Source organism: Cupriavidus sp. OV096, from assembly GCF_900115455.1.
Taxonomy (GTDB): domain Bacteria; phylum Pseudomonadota; class Gammaproteobacteria; order Burkholderiales; family Burkholderiaceae; genus Cupriavidus.
Genome location: NZ_FOWM01000004.1, coordinates 151,791 through 168,073, shown reverse-complemented (window position 1 = coordinate 168,073; position 16,283 = coordinate 151,791). Strand labels below are relative to the sequence as shown.

16 protein-coding genes are annotated in these 16,283 nt (G+C 64.1%); 12 read left to right on the top strand and 4 right to left on the bottom strand.

Going from position 1 to position 16,283, the window contains the following annotated elements; all coding sequences use genetic code 11:
- Positions 1-41: 41 nt before the first annotated feature.
- The 3 genes from BM115_RS10975 to BM115_RS10965 all read right to left on the bottom strand — a co-directional run bounded on the left by BM115_RS10975 (position 42) and on the right by BM115_RS10965 (position 3,428).
- Entirely contained in the window at positions 42-1,043 is a 1,002-nt protein-coding gene (locus BM115_RS10975) for a Bug family tripartite tricarboxylate transporter substrate binding protein (protein ID WP_092293599.1), read from the bottom strand.
- 70 nt (positions 1,044-1,113) lie between these two features.
- The gene (locus BM115_RS10970) at positions 1,114-2,727 is read right to left on the bottom strand and encodes a rhodanese-like domain-containing protein (RefSeq protein ID WP_092293597.1); all 1,614 of its coding nucleotides are present in this window, start codon (positions 2,725-2,727) and stop codon (positions 1,114-1,116) included.
- Between the two features lie 113 nt (positions 2,728-2,840).
- The gene (locus tag BM115_RS10965; protein ID WP_092293595.1) at positions 2,841-3,428 is read right to left on the bottom strand and encodes a cysteine dioxygenase family protein; all 588 of its coding nucleotides are present in this window, start codon (positions 3,426-3,428) and stop codon (positions 2,841-2,843) included.
- 125 nt (positions 3,429-3,553) lie between these two features.
- Here BM115_RS10965 and BM115_RS10960 point away from each other — a divergent pair, with 125 nt between their 5' ends.
- A complete protein-coding gene (locus BM115_RS10960) occupies positions 3,554-4,420 on the top strand; it encodes a LysR substrate-binding domain-containing protein (protein ID WP_092293593.1) in 867 nt (288 codons plus the stop codon).
- Between the two features lie 316 nt (positions 4,421-4,736).
- Here the strand turns inward: BM115_RS10960 and BM115_RS10955 are convergent, their stop codons facing one another.
- Positions 4,737-6,251, bottom strand: coding sequence for a CoA-acylating methylmalonate-semialdehyde dehydrogenase (locus BM115_RS10955; protein WP_092293591.1), 1,515 nt, complete (start codon positions 6,249-6,251; stop codon positions 4,737-4,739).
- Positions 6,252-6,440: 189 nt separating this feature from the next.
- Here BM115_RS10955 and BM115_RS10950 point away from each other — a divergent pair, with 189 nt between their 5' ends.
- The 11 genes from BM115_RS10950 to BM115_RS10900 all read left to right on the top strand — a co-directional run bounded on the left by BM115_RS10950 (position 6,441) and on the right by BM115_RS10900 (position 16,049).
- Positions 6,441-7,406 carry a LysR family transcriptional regulator gene (locus BM115_RS10950; RefSeq protein WP_092293589.1) on the top strand — a complete coding sequence of 322 codons (966 nt, stop codon included), beginning with the start codon at positions 6,441-6,443 and terminating at the stop codon, positions 7,404-7,406.
- A 142-nt stretch (positions 7,407-7,548) separates the two neighbouring features.
- The gene (locus tag BM115_RS10945; protein ID WP_092293587.1) at positions 7,549-8,283 is read left to right on the top strand and encodes a succinate dehydrogenase/fumarate reductase iron-sulfur subunit; all 735 of its coding nucleotides are present in this window, start codon (positions 7,549-7,551) and stop codon (positions 8,281-8,283) included.
- A 2-nt stretch (positions 8,284-8,285) separates the two neighbouring features.
- Complete coding sequence (locus BM115_RS10940) at positions 8,286-8,621, top strand: succinate dehydrogenase (RefSeq protein WP_092293585.1); 336 nt, start codon at positions 8,286-8,288, stop codon at positions 8,619-8,621.
- Positions 8,618-8,965: a succinate dehydrogenase/fumarate reductase transmembrane subunit gene (locus tag BM115_RS10935; RefSeq protein WP_092293583.1), complete on the top strand. Its 348-nt coding sequence runs from the start codon at positions 8,618-8,620 to the stop codon at positions 8,963-8,965. Before BM115_RS10940 ends, BM115_RS10935 begins: the two co-directional genes overlap by 4 nt.
- Before the next feature lies 1 nt (position 8,966).
- Entirely contained in the window at positions 8,967-10,715 is a 1,749-nt protein-coding gene (locus BM115_RS10930; RefSeq protein WP_092293581.1) for an L-aspartate oxidase, read from the top strand.
- 12 nt (positions 10,716-10,727) lie between these two features.
- Entirely contained in the window at positions 10,728-11,663 is a 936-nt protein-coding gene (locus BM115_RS10925; protein ID WP_092293579.1) for a fumarate hydratase, read from the top strand.
- Complete coding sequence (locus tag BM115_RS10920; RefSeq protein ID WP_092293577.1) at positions 11,657-12,340, top strand: fumarate hydratase C-terminal domain-containing protein; 684 nt, start codon at positions 11,657-11,659, stop codon at positions 12,338-12,340. Before BM115_RS10925 ends, BM115_RS10920 begins: the two co-directional genes overlap by 7 nt.
- Positions 12,341-12,375: 35 nt before the next feature.
- Complete coding sequence (locus BM115_RS10915) at positions 12,376-13,209, top strand: amidohydrolase family protein (RefSeq protein WP_092293575.1); 834 nt, start codon at positions 12,376-12,378, stop codon at positions 13,207-13,209.
- Between the two features lie 8 nt (positions 13,210-13,217).
- Complete coding sequence (locus BM115_RS10910) at positions 13,218-14,132, top strand: LysR family transcriptional regulator (RefSeq protein ID WP_092293573.1); 915 nt, start codon at positions 13,218-13,220, stop codon at positions 14,130-14,132.
- Between the two features lie 64 nt (positions 14,133-14,196).
- Positions 14,197-15,291: a Bug family tripartite tricarboxylate transporter substrate binding protein gene (locus BM115_RS10905; RefSeq protein WP_092293571.1), complete on the top strand. Its 1,095-nt coding sequence runs from the start codon at positions 14,197-14,199 to the stop codon at positions 15,289-15,291.
- Positions 15,292-15,305: 14 nt separating this feature from the next.
- Positions 15,306-16,049 (top strand): sulfite exporter TauE/SafE family protein, encoded by a 744-nt coding sequence (locus BM115_RS10900; RefSeq protein ID WP_092293569.1) that lies wholly within the window; start codon positions 15,306-15,308, stop codon positions 16,047-16,049.
- The last annotated feature ends 234 nt before the right edge of the window (positions 16,050-16,283 follow it).

The following is a 16,283-nucleotide window of genomic DNA, read 5'->3' as shown; positions in this document are numbered from 1 at the left end:
CGCAAGGACCGTGCCCTGTTGTGCTAATGCCGGATCGGGGGTCAGTCGACGTGCGCGCCGGAGAGCTTGACGATCTGCGACCAGCGCGAGATGTCCAGCTTCAACTGCGCCGCGAAGGCCTCCGGCGTGTTGCCCACCACGTCGCTGCCGCCTTCGTTGATTGTCTTCACCACGTCCGGCATCTGCAGCACCTGCACGATGGCGCGATTCAGCAGCGCCACGCGTTCCGGCGACGTGCCGGCCGGCACGAAGAAGCCGTACCAGTCCTCGAATCGTGCATTGCGATAGCCCAGGTCTTCAAGCGTCGGCACCTTGGTGAATACCCCGAGACGGCGCGGGCTGGTGACGGCCAATGCCCGCATGCGGCCGGTCTGGATGAAGCCCGCCACCGAGGAGGTCGACGTGATCAGCACATCCACCTGTCCGCCAAGCAGGTCGTTGATGGCCGGCCCCGCGCCCTTGTACGGCACATGCTGCAGCGACACGTTGCTGTCCTTGTCCAGCACCACGCCCACCAGATGCGACAGCGTGCCGTTGCCGGGCGTGGCGTAAGTGATCTTCTGTGGCTGCGCCTTGGCCTGGGTGGCCAGCTCCTCGAAGGTCTTCCACGGGGCGTTGGCCGATACCACGATAGCCAGCGGTGCCGCGTTGATCTGCGTGACCGGGATGAACTGCTTGACGGGGTCGAAGCCCGGCGAGCGATAGAGCGTCGGGTTCACCGCCATGATCGACACTTGCGAGGTCAGCACCGTATAGCCGTCCGCCTTCGATTCCGCCGCATAGCGCGTGCCGATGTTGCCCCCTGCGCCGCCACGGTTGTCGATGACGGCGCTCTGGCCCAGCACCTGCGACAGGCGCGTGGCCACCACGCGCGAAACGGCGTCGTTGCCGCCGCCGGCGGGGAAGGGCGACACGATGCGCAGCGGCTGCGTCGGGAAGCCATTCACCGGGGCCAGCGGCTGCTGTGCCGACGCAAGGCTCGTCGTGGCAGCGGCGGTGACGGCGAGTGCTGCAACCAGGTACTGCGAAAGACGGGATGACATCGGGCGTGACATGGGGCGACCTCGTTCTTATATGGCAGGTTTAGGGCGGCGGTGCAGGGGTGAGATGAAATCAGGCGATGGGCGGGAAGTGGAATGTGGCCAGTTCCTGCGCGTCCAGCTGCGCGATCAGGCCGGTTTCCCACGCCAGGTACTGGCGCGCGGCGGCCTTGTTGCCGTCGTGGCGGTCGTGGACGAAGAACAGGTAGTCGATGCAGCGCGCATCGGGCAGCGTGTCGGCGCCCTGATGGGTCGGCAGGCCAGCGGCGCGCCATGCGTGCAGGCCGCCTTGCAGGCGCCGCACATCGGGATAGCCGAGCGCATGGAGGTCGCGCACGGCGATGTCGGCCGGATCGTCGCCATCGGCATCACCGACGAGCACCAGTGTGGTGTCGTGCGGCACGCCATGCAGGTCATGCGCGAGCCGCGCGCGCGTGGTCCACTGGCTCCCGGCGATATGGCCGGCGCGGAAGCTCATGCTGCCGCGCAGATCGATGGCCAGCATCGACCGGTCCACGAGACCGGCGGCCAGTGCCGCAACGCTGACGGCCTCCGGCGAGATCGCTCCATGCGTGGGCCCTTGCGCGGCCTTGACGCCGGCCGCCAGCCCGGCCTGCAGCCCGCCATCGAGGACCACGGCGTCGTGGCCCATCTGGCGCAGCCAGCTCGCCACCACCGTCGCACGGACGCCTTCCGCATCGAACAGCACCAACCGCGCCCGGCGTACGCCGACGTACTGGTCGGTGGCCTGCATCAGCTGGCCGCCCGGCGTGTGCTGCGCGCCGGGCAGGGTCTGCGCAGCGAATTCCTCGGCTGTGCGCACGTCGCACAGGTAGGTGGTGCGCGACCGGTCCGCCAGCCAGCCGATGGCCTGCGCCGCAGCGATGTGCGGCACGTTGAAGCGCGCGGCCAGCGACTGTGCGGCATGGCGCGCGGCGTCGAGGTCGCGCGGGGTGGCGTTGTCCGGATACCGGGCCGTGCCGCCGTGTTCGAGCGTGAAGTCGTTCAGATACCAGCCCTGCGTGCCGTTTTCGAGCGCGTAGACCGGGTTGCTGACACCGACGTTGATCAGCGACTGTGCGCCGATGATGCTGCGCGTGCGTCCCGCGCAATTGATGACGATCGGCGTGGCGGGATCGGGCACCAGATCGCGCAGGCGATAGGCCAGCTCGCCATTGGGGCAGCAGATGGCGCCCGGGATGTTCATCTTGCGGAATTCGCTGATCGGGCGGCCATCGAGCACAACCGGGGCGTTCGGGCCGGCCTGCATCGCGGCAAGCTCGGCCGCCGAGACGCGCGGCGTGCCGTAGTGATGCTCGGCCAGTTCGCCGAACGTCTTCGAAGGCAGGTTGACCCCGGCGAAGAGGGTGTAGCCGGCGGCCTGCCATGCCGGCATGCCGCCGTCGAGCACGAACAGCGCCGTGTAGCCGAGCCGCGCCAGCGCACTGGCGGCGGCTTGCGCCACGCCGTCACCATTGTCGGCCAGCACGATGCGCGCGTCAGTGCGCGGCGCCAGTCGCCCGACATCGAGTTCCAGGCGGCTGAATGGCAGCGGCACGGCGTAGAACGGATGGCCTTCGCCGTATTGGCCGTGCTCTCGCACGTCGAACAGCGCGATTTCGTCGGCATCGTGCAGCCAGCCTTTCAGGGTGGCGGCGTCGATAGCGGTGTGGTGTGGATGGCTCATGAAATTCCGGGCGATAGGGGGCCGTCCTCTCCGCAGAGAGGAAAATTCGGCGTGCTGTGTCAGGAGTCGGGGGGCGGCCTTGTCTGGCGCAGGCCCCCCTCAGGCGGCTGTGGTTACCGGCGGGTCTGTACGCCCATGTTCATGATCTGGCAGCGTCCGGTCTCGAGGTCGAACGTCAGCCGGTCGGTCAGCGTTTCCAGCGCGCGGCCGTACATATGCAGGTGGCGGATGACGTCGTCACCGCGGATCTCGACCGAGTGAATGTCATCCGGCAGCAGGGCGATGCCGTGGCGCGGCCCCACCTCTACCGTGCGCGAGTGCTCGAGCGTGCCCACGCCTGGCTGGCTGCCATCGTCCGTGCGCGCGTAGACGTCGTTGAATTCCACGCCGCTGACGCCGGCCACGCAGGCCCATGTGGTGTGGTTGTGCGGCGGAATGCGCTTGCCGGGGCGCATGACGTTCAGGTAAAGCGCGTAGGTCTTGTCCGGATCCTCGGCGATGAGGTAGCGCGCCTGGCGCTCGCCGGGCTCCGGGGGCGGGTAATCGGCCTCGGCCCAGAATTCGGTGTGCGCGGCCAGGTCTTCCACATGGGTCAGGACATCGGCCAGACTGGCGCGAGTCACGCCGCCCCTGTCTACGATGTTCCTAATGGATTCAATGGTGTCTCCGACGGCTGCCTGGCGCTGTTGTGCGATGGACATGTTGCGATCAATCCTTGCAATCGTTGTTTTTGACGGGTAGAACGGTGTGTCGAGTTTCACTGTAATGAACACCTGTCCTGAAAACCACTTAATGCGCAACGAAAATCCATTAGCAGGTCTAATGAATGCGTAATCTTGACCTGGACTTGCTTCGCACCCTGGTGGCCATCGCCGACCACGAGACCTTTGGCGCTGCCGCCGAAACCGTGCAGCGCACCCAATCGGCCGTGACCCAGCAGATGCAGCGGCTGGAAGAGCAGATCGGGCTGCCGCTGTTCGAACGCCAGGGGCGTGGCAAGCACCTGACGCGTCATGGCAAGAAGCTGCTGGAGTACGCGCGGCAGTTGCTGACGATCAACGACGAAGCCCTGCGCATGTTGCGCGAGGGCGACCTGACTGGCTCCCTCCGCATCGGCGCGCCGCATGACGTGGCCGACACCATCCTGCCGGGGCTGCTGTCGCACATCGCGCGATCCTCTCCCGCCCTGCGGCTGGAGATCCACGTGGGGCGAAGCCCATTCCTGATGGATTCCCTGCGACGCGGCGAGATCGACCTGACGGTTTCCACGCGCGAAGACAACACGCTCGACGGCATCGTGCTGCGGACCACCCCGACGATCTGGGTCTGCTCGGCGGATTTCGTCTACGAGCGTGGTACGGCGGTGCCGTTGATTCTGGCCGACGAGCCGAGCCTGTTTCGCAAGCTGTCGCTCGAAGCGCTGACGCAGGCCGGCGTGCCCTGGCGCATTGCGTATCTGGCGCCCAGCCTGATCGGCATCAAGGCGGCGCTGCGCGGCGGGCTGGGCATCACCGCACGCAGCATCGACCTGCTGGCGGCGGACATGCGCATCCTCGGCGAAGCCGACGGCCTGCCGCGGTTGCCCGATGTCACCTATTACCTTTGGGCACGTCCCAATGCGGTCAATCCCGTCGCGCGTCATGTCTTCTCGATGCTTAAAACAGCGCTGCAGCGCGGATTGGTCAGCGCGTGACCGCAACGCGCGATTTCAGCCGTGCAACACTTAAGAAGGCGCCATCGTAGGCGCGGGTGTGCGGGATGCCAACGAATAAGATTGCCTATCGTTATCTGTCGATGGCTTTCGTTTTGCTTTCAGCCGAACAATCAGTCGCCAGGCACCATGGCGCGCACCTGCGCGAGCAGCCACGCGTGAGCGGGGTCGGAGAAGGGGGAGGAAAAGGAGAAGGGGGAGTGGAAGTAGACGCAGGCCAATGTGCCGGTTTTTCGATGGGGAGCGCATCGTCCCGCCTGGATAGACATGGACGATGCGATCGTTTAGGCAGACGACATCAGTTTGCAGTGGGCATGGCGAACTCGGCGCCGCGCGCGGTGTCGTTGGGCCAGCGTTGCATGATGCTCTTCTGCCGGGTGTAGAACCGGACGCCTTCCTCGCCATAGGCGTGCATGTCGCCAAACAGCGAGCGCTTCCAGCCGCCGAAGCCGTGCCACGCCATCGGCACGGGGATCGGCACGTTGATGCCGACCATGCCAACTTCGATACGACGGGCGAATTCGCGCGCCACTTGCCCATCCCGCGTGTAGCAGGCCACGCCGTTGCCGAACTCGTGCTCGTTGACCAGCTTTACCGCTTGCGCGAAATCGTCTACGCGCACACACGACAGCACGGGGCCGAAGATCTCTTCCTTGTAGATACGCATTTCGGGAGTGACGTTGTCGAACAGCGTTCCGCCGGTAAAGAACCCCTGCTCATGGCCGGGCACCTTGTAGTTGCGGCCATCGACAACAAGCTTCGCGCCTTCCTGCACGCCGAGCGCCACGTAGTTCTCGATGCGTTCGAGCGCCTGGCCGGTCACGACGGGGCCCATCTCGGCGTCAGCTTCCATGCCGTTCTTGATGATGAGTTCCCGTGCGCGCGCTTCCAGCTTCGGCATGATCTTGTCCGCCACGTCGCCGACGAGCACGGCCACGGAGATGGCCATGCAGCGCTCGCCCGCCGAGCCGTATGCGGCACCGATCAGTCCATCGACGGCCTGGTCGATATCGGCGTCGGGCATGACCACCATGTGGTTCTTTGCACCGCCCAGGGCCTGCACCCGCTTGCCGAGCCGCGCGCCCGTCTCGTAGATGTAGTTCGCAATCGGCGTCGAGCCGACGAAGCTCACGGCCTTGACCTCCCGGTGATGGAGCAGGGCGTCGACCACCGTCTTGTCACCTTGCACGACGTTGAAAACGCCATCGGGCAGTCCGGCTTCCTTGAGCAGGCGGGCCATGAAGAGCGATGCCGAAGGATCGCGCTCGCTTGGCTTCAGGATGAAGCAGTTGCCGGTGGCGATGGCGACCGGGAACATCCAGCACGGCACCATGCAAGGGAAATTGAACGGCGTGATGCCTGCCACAACGCCCAGCGGCTGGCGCAGCGTCCAGTTGTCCATGCCGGTGGAGACCTGGTCGGTGAAGTCGCCCTTGAGCAGTTGGGGAACACCGCATGCAAATTCGATGATGTCGATGCCGCGGCTGACTTCACCGGCCGCATCGCTGAGCACCTTGCCGTGCTCGGCGGTAATGATCGCGGCAAGTTCGTCCTTGTGCCGGTTCATCAGTTCGAGGAACTTGAACATGACGCGCGCCCGGCGAATCGGCGGGGTATCGGCCCACTTTGGAAACGCTGCGGCGGCGGATGCGACGGCTACATCGACGTCCTGCGCCGTGCCCAGTCGAACCTGGCGCGCGACCGCGCCAGTAGCAGGATTGAACACGGCCTGCGACCGCTCGCCGTTGCCTTGATACGGTTCGCCGGAAACAAAGTGAATCACCTCGGCGGGGTGGGTATAGGGCGCAGTCATGGTCATCTCCTGTCAGTGTCGGGCGGGGATCGACATACCCGCCGCGTGATCGATGACTGGAGTGTATGGATGGCCGCTCCCGCGGGGTAGTCACCCACCGCCGAACATATTGTTCAGGAAATTTAGCCACTGCCATGTTATAGATACGAAAAGGTCCCATCAAAAAAGTGCCGATTAAGGAGTGTCTGGATGCGCAAGGACCACGTGGAGGACCTTTGGGAGCACCTGCATTGGCTTGTGGTGCTGCATCAGCAAGGCAGTTTCAGCAAAGCTGCCGCACGCCTTGGCGTCAGCAAGGCCTCGATGAGCCAGCACATTACGGATCTCGAGAAGGCCGCCGGCATTACCCTGGTGCAGCGGACTACCCGCAGCGCTTCGTTGACGGATGCGGGGCGGCAAATGGTCGAGTCCATGCGTGGCGCGTTCGAGCAGATCGCAACGGGCTACGCCCAGGTGCGCGACCTGGCGGGCGCACCCAGGGGGTTTCTTCGCGTGACGGCGCCAGTGGCTTTTGCCAGGCAACAACTGATACCTCGTCTGCCCGATTTCCTGCGCCGTTATCCGCAGATCCAGCTTGAGTTGGATATGTCGGATCGATTGCGGCCGCTGGCGCAGGAGGGCTTTGACATCGCCGTCAGGCATACATCGACCCCGCCGGAGACCCACGTCGCATGGACCCTCGCGGCCACGCGCTCGGTGCTGGTGGCAAGCCGTGCGTACCTGCGGAGCAGGGGGACGCCGGAGACGCCGCAAGCCTTGATGGGCCATGCATGCCTTCACTATCCACGGCTGCAGGGCGCGGCCACATGGACCTTTGTTCCTGCGGTGGCGGAGCGCAATGTCCGACATGCCGATCCCGTGACGGTGCCGGTGACGGGTCCCTTGTCCGTGAATAACAGCGAAGCCTTGCGCGATGCCGCAATCGAAGGCCTGGGCATCGCGCTGCTTCCGGACTTCAGCGCCCAATCGGCGCTGGAAACCGGACGGCTCGTCGAGGTCCTGCCGGAATGGCGTTCAGCGGGTGCCTTCGGGGATTGGCTCTACGCCATCCGCCCCTACTCCGCGCATGCCTCGCGGGTCTCGCAAGTCTTCGTGGAGTACTTGCGAGAGTCCTTCGCGCAAGGGTTTACCTCAACGCGCCCAACCCTGATCTGACGCGCGTCGCGCAATACGTCGACTACAAGGCGCTTTTGGCCTTTTAGTTCAAAAAATATCAAGTTATTTAATATTGATTCAGAAATATCGATTACTTAAACTCGCTTCAACACCCACCCACAAAAGACTCAGGGGAAAAGTGATGGAGGCGACAAAGCCCGCGCAACGCACGCTGAAGGTACGTATTGCCCGCGGCACCGAGGACGGCAATTTCACGACCTATGAGGTGCCATGGCGCGAGAACCAGACCGTTCTCGACGTGGTGACCGAAGTGCAGCGGCGTATCGAACCAACCCTGTCCTACCGCTTCGCGTGCCGGGTTGGGGTATGCGGATCCTGCGCGATGACGGTGAACGGCAAGCCGCGCTGGACATGCCGCACCCACGTCAGCCGCGTAGAAGAGGATGGCGTGATCGTCATCGAGCCGTTGCGCAACATGCCGCGCATCAAGGACCTCGTGGTCGACATGTCGGAGTTCTTCGACAAATGGAAGAAGGCCGGCAGCACCTTCGTGGGCACCGCGACGCGCCATGAGCCCCCGGCCGCGGTATCCCCGACCAGCAAGAAGCGAAAGATGGCCGACGCTGCCATCGAATGCATCAACTGCGGCGTTTGCTATGCGTCCTGCGACGTGGTGGCATGGGACAAGGAGTACCTCGGTCCCGCCGCGTTGAATCGCGCATGGACCCTCTTCAACGACGAACGTCATGCGGACCCCAAGGACGTGCTGAAGAAGGCGACTTCCGGCAGCGGCTGCAATTCCTGCCATACGCAGGGCAATTGCATGACGCACTGCCCGGTCAGCCTGAGCCCGACGGGAAGCATTGCCGGTCTGAAGAAGAATGCCCTGCTGCAATTCCTGAAGGGAGGGGACTGATCATGGAGCAGCGTCTGTTCGCCCTTCAGCGCCTCAGCGCGATGGTCATGGCGCCGTTCGTGCTGGTACATCTGGGGATCATCCTCTATGCAGTGCGAGGCGGCCTGACCGCCGCCGAGATTCTCGCGCGCACGCAGGGCAGTCTTTTCTGGATTCCGTTCTATTCCCTGTTCGTGATCAGCGTGGCGGTGCACGTGCCGATCGGGCTGCGCAACATCCTGATCGAATGGGCGCGCCTGAGCCGCGGCGCCGCGTCGGTGTGCTGCTTCCTCTTCGGCCTGTTGCTGCTGTCGATGGGCCTGCGCGCGGTTGCCGCAGTGGGAGGCCTGCTGTCATGAAGTCTCCGAGAAACCACCGCGCCTACTGGGCCTTCCTTGGTCACCGCCTGTCGGGGCTGGCGCTTGGCGTCTTCCTGCCCGCGCACTTCTATGTCCTTGGACTCGCGCTGGAGCAACAGGCGCGTATGGACGCGTTCCTGAAATTCGCCGACATGGGCGCCGTCAAGTTCGGCGAATGGGGCCTGGTGCTGCTGTTGTCCATCCACATGTGCTTTGGCCTGCGACTGCTGGCGCTTGAACTCCTGCCATGGAGTACCACCCGAGACGCGCGCCTGTCGTGGATCAGTTGGGGTGGTGTGCTGTCGCTGTGCGTCGGCGTGATCTTTGCCCTGGGGGTTATTTGAAATGCAGATCGAGAACCACAAGACGGACATCCTGATTCTTGGCACGGGCGGGGCAGGGCTGTTTGCCGCCCTGCATGCCAAGAAGGCCAATCCTGCGCTCAAGGTTTCCGTGGCGGTGAAGGGCCTGCTCGGCAAGTGCGGTTGCACGCGGATGGTGCAGGGCGGATACAACGTGGCGCTGTCCACAGGCGATTCGGTCGAACGCCATTTCATGGACACCATCGAGGGCGGCAAATGGCTGCCGCGCCAGGATCTGGCCTGGCGGCTGGTCGAAGGCGCGGTCGAGCGCGTGCGGGAACTCGAGAACGAGATCGGCTGCTTCTTTGACCGCAACCCCGACGGCACGCTGCACCAGAAGGCTTTCGCGGGCCAGAGCTTTGACCGCACCGTCCACAAGGCGGACCTGACCGGCATCGAGATCATCAATCGCCTGATGGAACAGGTGCGGGCCCTGGATGTGGAAGAGCTGGAGGAGCACCGCGCCATCGAGCTGATCCCGGCCGCCGATGGCTCCGGCATCGCCGGCGTGCTGTTCATCGACATGCGGCGCGGCACCTACCGCTTCGTACAGGCCAAGGCGGTGCTGCTGGCCACGGGGGCGGGCCCGACGATGTACCGCTACCACACGCCATCCGGCGACAAGACCTGCGACGGCCTGGCGATGGCCATGCGCTACGGGCTGAGCCTGCGCGACATGGAGATGGTGCAGTTCCACCCGACGGGACTGCTGGGAGGCCCGGATACCCGCATGACCGGCACGGTGCTCGAAGAGGGCCTGCGCGGTGCCGGCGGTTGGCTGGTCAATGGCAACGGTGACCGTTTCATGACCAACTATGACGCACGCGGCGAGCGCGCGACGCGCGACGTGGTCAGCCGGGGCATCTACGCCGAAATGCGCGCAGGCCGGACCGGCCCGATGGGTGGGATCTACATCCAGATGAGCCACCTTGGACCCGAGAAGGTGGCCAAGACGTTCCCCGGCATGGTCAACCGCTGCAAGGATTGTGGCTTTGACCTGGCCGGCGGTCGCGTGGAGGTGGTGCCCACCGCTCATTATCTGATGGGCGGCGTGGAGTTCGATGTGGATTGCAGCACGGCTTCGCCGGGACTGTTTGCGGCCGGGGAGGATTGCGGCGGCGTGCACGGCGCCAATCGCCTGGGCGGCAATGGCGTGGCGAACTCGACGGTATTCGGCGGCATCGCCGGCGATTCGATGGCTGCGTATGCCACCGGTGTGCAGCATTGGAAGGAGCCGGACAAGCGCGTCATCCTGCGCGGTATCGAGCGTGCCGAGTATCCGTTCTCGAAGGCTCCCGGCGCCATTCACGAGTTGCGCGATACGCTCGCCCAGACGATGTGGGACGACGTCGGCGTACTGCGTCACGAGGCGGCGATGCGCCGGGGACTGGATTCCATCGCTTCGCACAACGCGGCGCTGCTGGCCATGGGCGTTCCGGATGGCGACCGCCGCTACAACGTCACCTGGCATGACTGGCTCAATCTGCAGAGCCTCGTGGACATGTCCCGCGTGATCACCGTTTCCGCATTGGCGCGCGAGAACAGCCGGGGCGCCCACTTCCGCGAGGACTTCCCGGAGCCCGGCGATTTGCACGGCAGCCGCTACACCCGAGTGACCGCGGACGGCGACGATATTCGTCTGGATATGGTGCCGGTGAAGTTCGACATCGTGACGCCAGGCACGTCCCTGATTACCGGTGAGGCCGGTCAACCCCCAAAAGTTGCTGCATAGAGGACCGCTACGATGACCATCTCCATCGATCGGGTCGAGGAAGCCGCGTTCGAGATCATGAAACGCGCGGCGATCGAGATCCCCAAGGACTACAAGCAAGGCATCCAGGCGTTGCAGAAGACCGAGACCGGCAAGCTGCCGCGCTTCGTGATCCACGCCATGCAGGACAACTGGGAAGCGGCGGACCAGGACCGGCGCCCCATGTGTGCCGATACCGGGCTCCCACGCTACTACGTCAAGGTTGGCAACAACGCTTCGGTGCAGCGCGGCTTCGTCGCGGTCGAGCGCGCGCTGCGCAAGGCCACGGCCGATGCCACGCTGGCGGTGCCGCTGCGGCCCAATCGCGTGCACCCGCTCTGGCGCACGGACAACAACAATAACGTCGGCATCAATGCGCCGGAGATCGAGTGGTCGTTCGAGCCCGACGCCGACTGGGTCGACATCACGACCGTGCACAAGGGCGGGCTGTTCGGCACCGACTACCGGATGCTGTTCCCCGGCGACGGCATCGACGGTATCAAGCGATTCGTGCTCGATACGCTGATTGCCTTCGGCAAGCGCGGGCTGGCATGCCAGCCCGCCATCGTCGGCATCGGCCTGGGCGGCTCGAAGGATACCTGCATGCAGCTTGGCAAGCAGGCGGCCTGCCTGCGCGTGGTGGGCGACCGCAATCCCGATCCCAAGATCGCCGAACTCGAGCGCGAACTGATGACGCTGGGCAACTCGATCGGCATGGGTGCCATGGGCTTCGTGGGCTCGTCGATGGTGGTGGACTGCCATATCGAGGTAGGCCACACCCACACGGGCGGGATGCCGATCAGCCTCCACACGTTCTGCCTGTCGTCGCGGCGGGCAACGGCCCGGATTCACTCGGACGGCAACATCGAATATCGCACGGACCCCCAGTGGTTCACCCCATACCTGCGCAGGGAGACGGTCGAATGGTAAGCCCCCAAGACGATGAACTGAAGGTCTTCCACATCAATCTGCCAGCCACGACGGAAGACCTCGCAAGACTTGAGCTGGGCTCGGCCGTCTACTTGACCGGCCTGGTCTATACCGCCCGGGAAGGCATCTACAAGAAGGTGCTCGATGAGGGCGTGGAGGCACCGGTGGAACTGCGCGGGCTCAGCAACGTGAACTTCCACTGTTCACCGGCTGCGGCGCCCAACGAGGACGGCGGCTACAACGTAGGCGCGGTGACCGCGACGGCAAGCTTCCGCTTCTCCAAATGGATTCCCAAGTGGATGGAGAAGACGGGGTGCCGCATCTTTATCGGCAAGGGTGGCATGCCCGCCGACGACTACAAGCGCGTGCTGGCGCCCGGCGGGGCGATCTACCTCACAACCGTCGGCTATGGCACGGGCGCGCTGCTTGGGCGCGGCATCAAGCGTGTGCAGGACGTGTTCTGGCTGGATGAACTCGGCATTGCACAGGCGATGTGGATGTTCGACGTCGAGAACTTCGGTCCGTTTATCGTCGAGAGCGACCTGGAAGGCAATTCGCTGTTTGCGCAGCACGCGGAGGTCATCAACGCCGGGATCGACAAGCTCTACGCCGGCCTCAAGCCGCCGGCGCTGCACAGGTACGGCGAGACCGACGATCGCAAGAACGAGGTGATGTAAGGCCATTCCCGCATCCAACCAGCCAGGAAGACGACATGATCATTGATTTCAGACTCCGCCCGCCGGTCGGCGGCTTTCTCGACACGTTGATGTACTCGGCCGGCGAGCGGCGCGACGGCTTTACCCGGACGGTTGGCTTCGAGCCTTCCCCCGCAGCGCAACGACAGTCCATGGAACTGCTGCTCAAGGAGATGGACGAAGGCGGGGTCGACAAGGGCGTGGTGGTCGGTCGCCTTGCCGGCACGCTGGGAAGCGTCTCCAATGAAGACGTCGCACGCATCGTGGGCGACTATCCGGAGCGCTTCATCGGTGCCGCCTCGATCGATCCGACGAACCGCGTGGCGGCGTGCAAGACCATTTCGGACGCGGTCGCCCACGGGTTCAAGGCCATCAATATCGAGCCCGGCTCCTACCCGGTTCCCATGTACGCGGACGATCGACGCCTCTATCCGATCTACGCGCACTGCGAGGATCTGGAGGTGCCGGTGATCATGATGGTAGGCGGAACAGCCGGCCCGGACTTGAGCTACTCCGACCCCGTGCGCACTGATCGCGTGCTGGCGGACTTCCCTAAGCTGAAGGTCGTCGTTGCGCACGGCGGCTGGCCCTGGGTGACCGAGATCCTGCATATCGCGTTCCGCCGCCCGAATATGTACCTTTCGCCGGACATGTACTTCTCGCGGATGCCAGGCTGGGAGGAATACGTCAAGGCCGCGGATTCCTTCCTCGCAGACCGCATGCTGTACGCAAGCTCGTTCCCATTCTGCCCGGTACGGGACTACAAGCAGTGGTTCGAAACATTGCCGATCCGTCCCGAGAACCTCGAAAAGGTGATGGGTGGCAACGCCCGCCGCCTGCTGGGCATCTAGAGTTCGACATGGACGTCAAGACGCTCTACACGCTGGTAGCCATCGCCGACCGGGGCAGCTTCGCGGAGGCCGGCAATGCTATCGGCCTGACGGTATCGGCCGTCAGCATGCAAATGCGCTCGCTCGAAGAAGAGTTGGGCATCACGATCTTCGATCGTAGCCGCAGGCCGCCGGTGTTGACGGATGCCGGCCTCGCCTTCACAAACCGCGCCCGAGACCTGCTGACCCACTGGGAGAGCATGAGCGCGGCCCTCAAGCGCGATGCGGCTGGCGGTGTGCTCAAGCTCGGCTCGGTTCACACCTGCGTCTCCGGGGTGTTGCCGCTGGCCTTGAAGCGCCTGCACCAGCAGGGTCATCGCATCGACATTCACCTGACCACGGGCCTGACACACGATCTGGAACGGGCGGTGCACCGGCGGCAACTCGATGTCGCCGTTGTCACCGAGCCGGAGGTTCCACGCCTGGACCTGCAGTTCATGCCTTTCTTCAACGAAGAGTTTGTCGTGATCACCCACGCCACTACGCGCGGCGATTCGGACAAGGGTGTGCTGGAAACCACGCCTTATGTGCGATTCAATCGCACGGCGCGCGTGGGCCTGCTCGTTCAGGAAGAAATGGTGCGACGACAGATCGCCGTCCGCTCGACCATGGAGATCGACACGCTCGAAGGCGTCATCGCGATGGTCGCCAACGGCCTGGGATCGTCAGTGGTGCCGGCCCGTGGCGTCGAGAACGAATTTCCGGCGTCGATTCGCACCATTCCGTTCGGCTCGCCGCCGCTGATGCGTCGCATCGGGATTCTGGTGCCGCGCGACAACCCCCGTGCGCATCTGTCGAGGTTGCTGCTGGACGCATTGACCGCTGTCACGACACCCGCCAGCACACCGGACGACGGCCGCCCGAAGCTGGTGCAGAAGGGCTGACGCATGCGGTAAGGACGTATACGAAAGTCGCATACGAAAGCGACGCCACACAAAGGAGACAACGATGAACGCAGCAAGCACTGGCAAGGCCATCTGGCATTGGTTTGGACGAGGGCGGCACGGGTTGAGCCGGATACGTCAGCATCCCGTTGTGAAAGAGCTGTGCGGCGATGCGGACGCCAGGCGATACAACACATCGACCGCGGCAGCCATGTTTGCGTTTGCGATTGCTCCGCTAGCCATGGTGCCGGCTCACGCGGAGGAATGGCCGGGCAAGCCGATTCGTCTGGTAGTGCCGTTTGCCGCGGGCGGCGCGACCGATCTGCTTGCACGTGCGGTGGCCGTGGAACTGGGCAAGCAATGGAAGCAGCCCGTTGTCGTGGACAACCGCCCGGGTGCAGGCGGTGCCGTGGGCGCGGAAGCCGTAGCCAAATCCGTGCCGGATGGCTACACGCTGCTGCTCGCCTCCGGCAGCATGTTCACGGTCAACCCGTTCATCTATCAGAAGCTTCCCTACTCGGCTGAAAGCTTCGAGATGATCAGCAAGATCGCCAGTGGGCCGATGGTGGTAACGGTCAACACGAAGATTCCGGCGAAAACGATGACCGAGCTCATCGCTTATGCAAAGGCCAACCCGGGCAAATTGACCTTCGCGTCGGCAGGCAACGGTAGCCAGGTGCATATCGCCAGTGAAGCGTTTGCCGACGCTGCCGGCATCGACGTCGTGCATGTGCCGTACAAGGGCGAAGGACCGGCCTATGCGGACCTGATGGCGGGCACGGTAGACATGACAGTGGGGAACATCAATGCCATCTCCCCGCTCCTCAAGGGCGGCCGCCTTCGCGCGCTTGCCGTGACGGGCAACGAACGGTCCGCGCTGCTTCCTGACGTGCCGACTGTCGCGGAGGCGGGGCTGGAGGGCTTTACGTTCTATGGCTGGTTCGCGCTGATGGCGCCGGCCGGCACGCCAAAGGCGTTGACGGCGAAAATGTATGCCGACCTGGAGCGCGCCGCTGCAGAACCGGGCATGCAGCGCTATCTGGCCGCGCAAGGCATGGCCAGGACGATCACGCCGAAAGGTCGTCTTCCCGAGGAGATTGCCCAGGAATCGGGGCGCTGGAAGCCGCTGGTGACAAAGCGAAAGATCTCCGCCAACTAGGACGGGCACAGGGCATGGGCACTGAACATTACGCAGCCCTCGGGGCAACAGTGGTTGGCGCCTACACGGTGTTCGGACTCACCGGCTTCGGTGCGGCGATGGTCGCCGTGCCGATCCTGGTGCAGTTCATCCCGCTGCAGTTCGTGGTGCCGCTGCTGCTTCTGCTCGATCTTGTGACGACCACAATGGTTGGCCTGCGCAACTGGAGCGCTGTGTCTCGTCAAGAGCTGTCCCGCCTGATCCCGTTCATGATGGTGGGCGTGGCGCTCGGTACGACCGTACTGGCCAAGGTCGAGTCCCGCTGGCTGCTTGTCGGGTTGGGACTCTTTGTGCTCATCATGACGGGGCGGACGCTCCTTGGCGGCGCGCATCGGGAGGAAGAGGCGGCGAGGGGGTGGTCAGTGCCGGCCGGCGTCGTGGGCGGTGTGTTCAGCGCATTGTTCGGCACCGGAGGTCCGGTCTACACCATGTACCTGTCCCGGCGACTTCCGCGGATCGACGAGTTTCGCTCGACCATCGCGGCTGTCATCATGGTGAGTGCGCTGGTGCGCCTGACAGCATTTGCATACAGCGGATTGCTGTTTCAGAGTGATCTGCTGCGCAGTGCCGTGTTCGCCCTGCCATTCGGCCTCGTCGGCCTGGCGATAGGTTCTCGCCTGCGTCGTCGGATCTCGCCCGACGCGGTGCGTCGCGCGCTCTTGGTCCTTCTCTGCATCAGCGGCGTTTCGGTGCTCTGTCGCGGCTTGTTGATGCATTGAGACAAACTTAACAGGATTTTTATCGCGCTCGACGCCATCTTGATGCAGCTTGTATCTGAGTCCGCATACGCTTGATTTGTCACCGTACGATATCAATCGAGGATAAAGATGTGGCTCAGATTTGCACTTGGCGGCCTTGCGATGTTGGCGGTAGTTGCCCTCTTCTGGTTCCAGTTCCGACTGGCAAACAAGGTCTCCCGCGTGGAGGACGTCGCTTTCGATCATCTGGAACAC

Coding starts and splice junctions, on each gene's coding strand:
- BM115_RS10975 (WP_092293599.1), bottom strand. CDS start 1,043: ATGTCATCCCGTCTTTCGCAGTACCTGGTTGCAGCACTCGCCGTCACC.
- BM115_RS10970 (WP_092293597.1), bottom strand. CDS start 2,727: ATGAGCCATCCACACCACACCGCTATCGACGCCGCCACCCTGAAAGGC.
- BM115_RS10965 (WP_092293595.1), bottom strand. CDS start 3,428: ATGTCCATCGCACAACAGCGCCAGGCAGCCGTCGGAGACACCATTGAA.
- BM115_RS10960 (WP_092293593.1), top strand. CDS start 3,554: ATGCGTAATCTTGACCTGGACTTGCTTCGCACCCTGGTGGCCATCGCC.
- BM115_RS10955 (WP_092293591.1), bottom strand. CDS start 6,251: ATGACTGCGCCCTATACCCACCCCGCCGAGGTGATTCACTTTGTTTCC.
- BM115_RS10950 (WP_092293589.1), top strand. CDS start 6,441: ATGCGCAAGGACCACGTGGAGGACCTTTGGGAGCACCTGCATTGGCTT.
- BM115_RS10945 (WP_092293587.1), top strand. CDS start 7,549: ATGGAGGCGACAAAGCCCGCGCAACGCACGCTGAAGGTACGTATTGCC.
- BM115_RS10940 (WP_092293585.1), top strand. CDS start 8,286: ATGGAGCAGCGTCTGTTCGCCCTTCAGCGCCTCAGCGCGATGGTCATG.
- BM115_RS10935 (WP_092293583.1), top strand. CDS start 8,618: ATGAAGTCTCCGAGAAACCACCGCGCCTACTGGGCCTTCCTTGGTCAC.
- BM115_RS10930 (WP_092293581.1), top strand. CDS start 8,967: ATGCAGATCGAGAACCACAAGACGGACATCCTGATTCTTGGCACGGGC.
- BM115_RS10925 (WP_092293579.1), top strand. CDS start 10,728: ATGACCATCTCCATCGATCGGGTCGAGGAAGCCGCGTTCGAGATCATG.
- BM115_RS10920 (WP_092293577.1), top strand. CDS start 11,657: ATGGTAAGCCCCCAAGACGATGAACTGAAGGTCTTCCACATCAATCTG.
- BM115_RS10915 (WP_092293575.1), top strand. CDS start 12,376: ATGATCATTGATTTCAGACTCCGCCCGCCGGTCGGCGGCTTTCTCGAC.
- BM115_RS10910 (WP_092293573.1), top strand. CDS start 13,218: ATGGACGTCAAGACGCTCTACACGCTGGTAGCCATCGCCGACCGGGGC.
- BM115_RS10905 (WP_092293571.1), top strand. CDS start 14,197: ATGAACGCAGCAAGCACTGGCAAGGCCATCTGGCATTGGTTTGGACGA.
- BM115_RS10900 (WP_092293569.1), top strand. CDS start 15,306: ATGGGCACTGAACATTACGCAGCCCTCGGGGCAACAGTGGTTGGCGCC.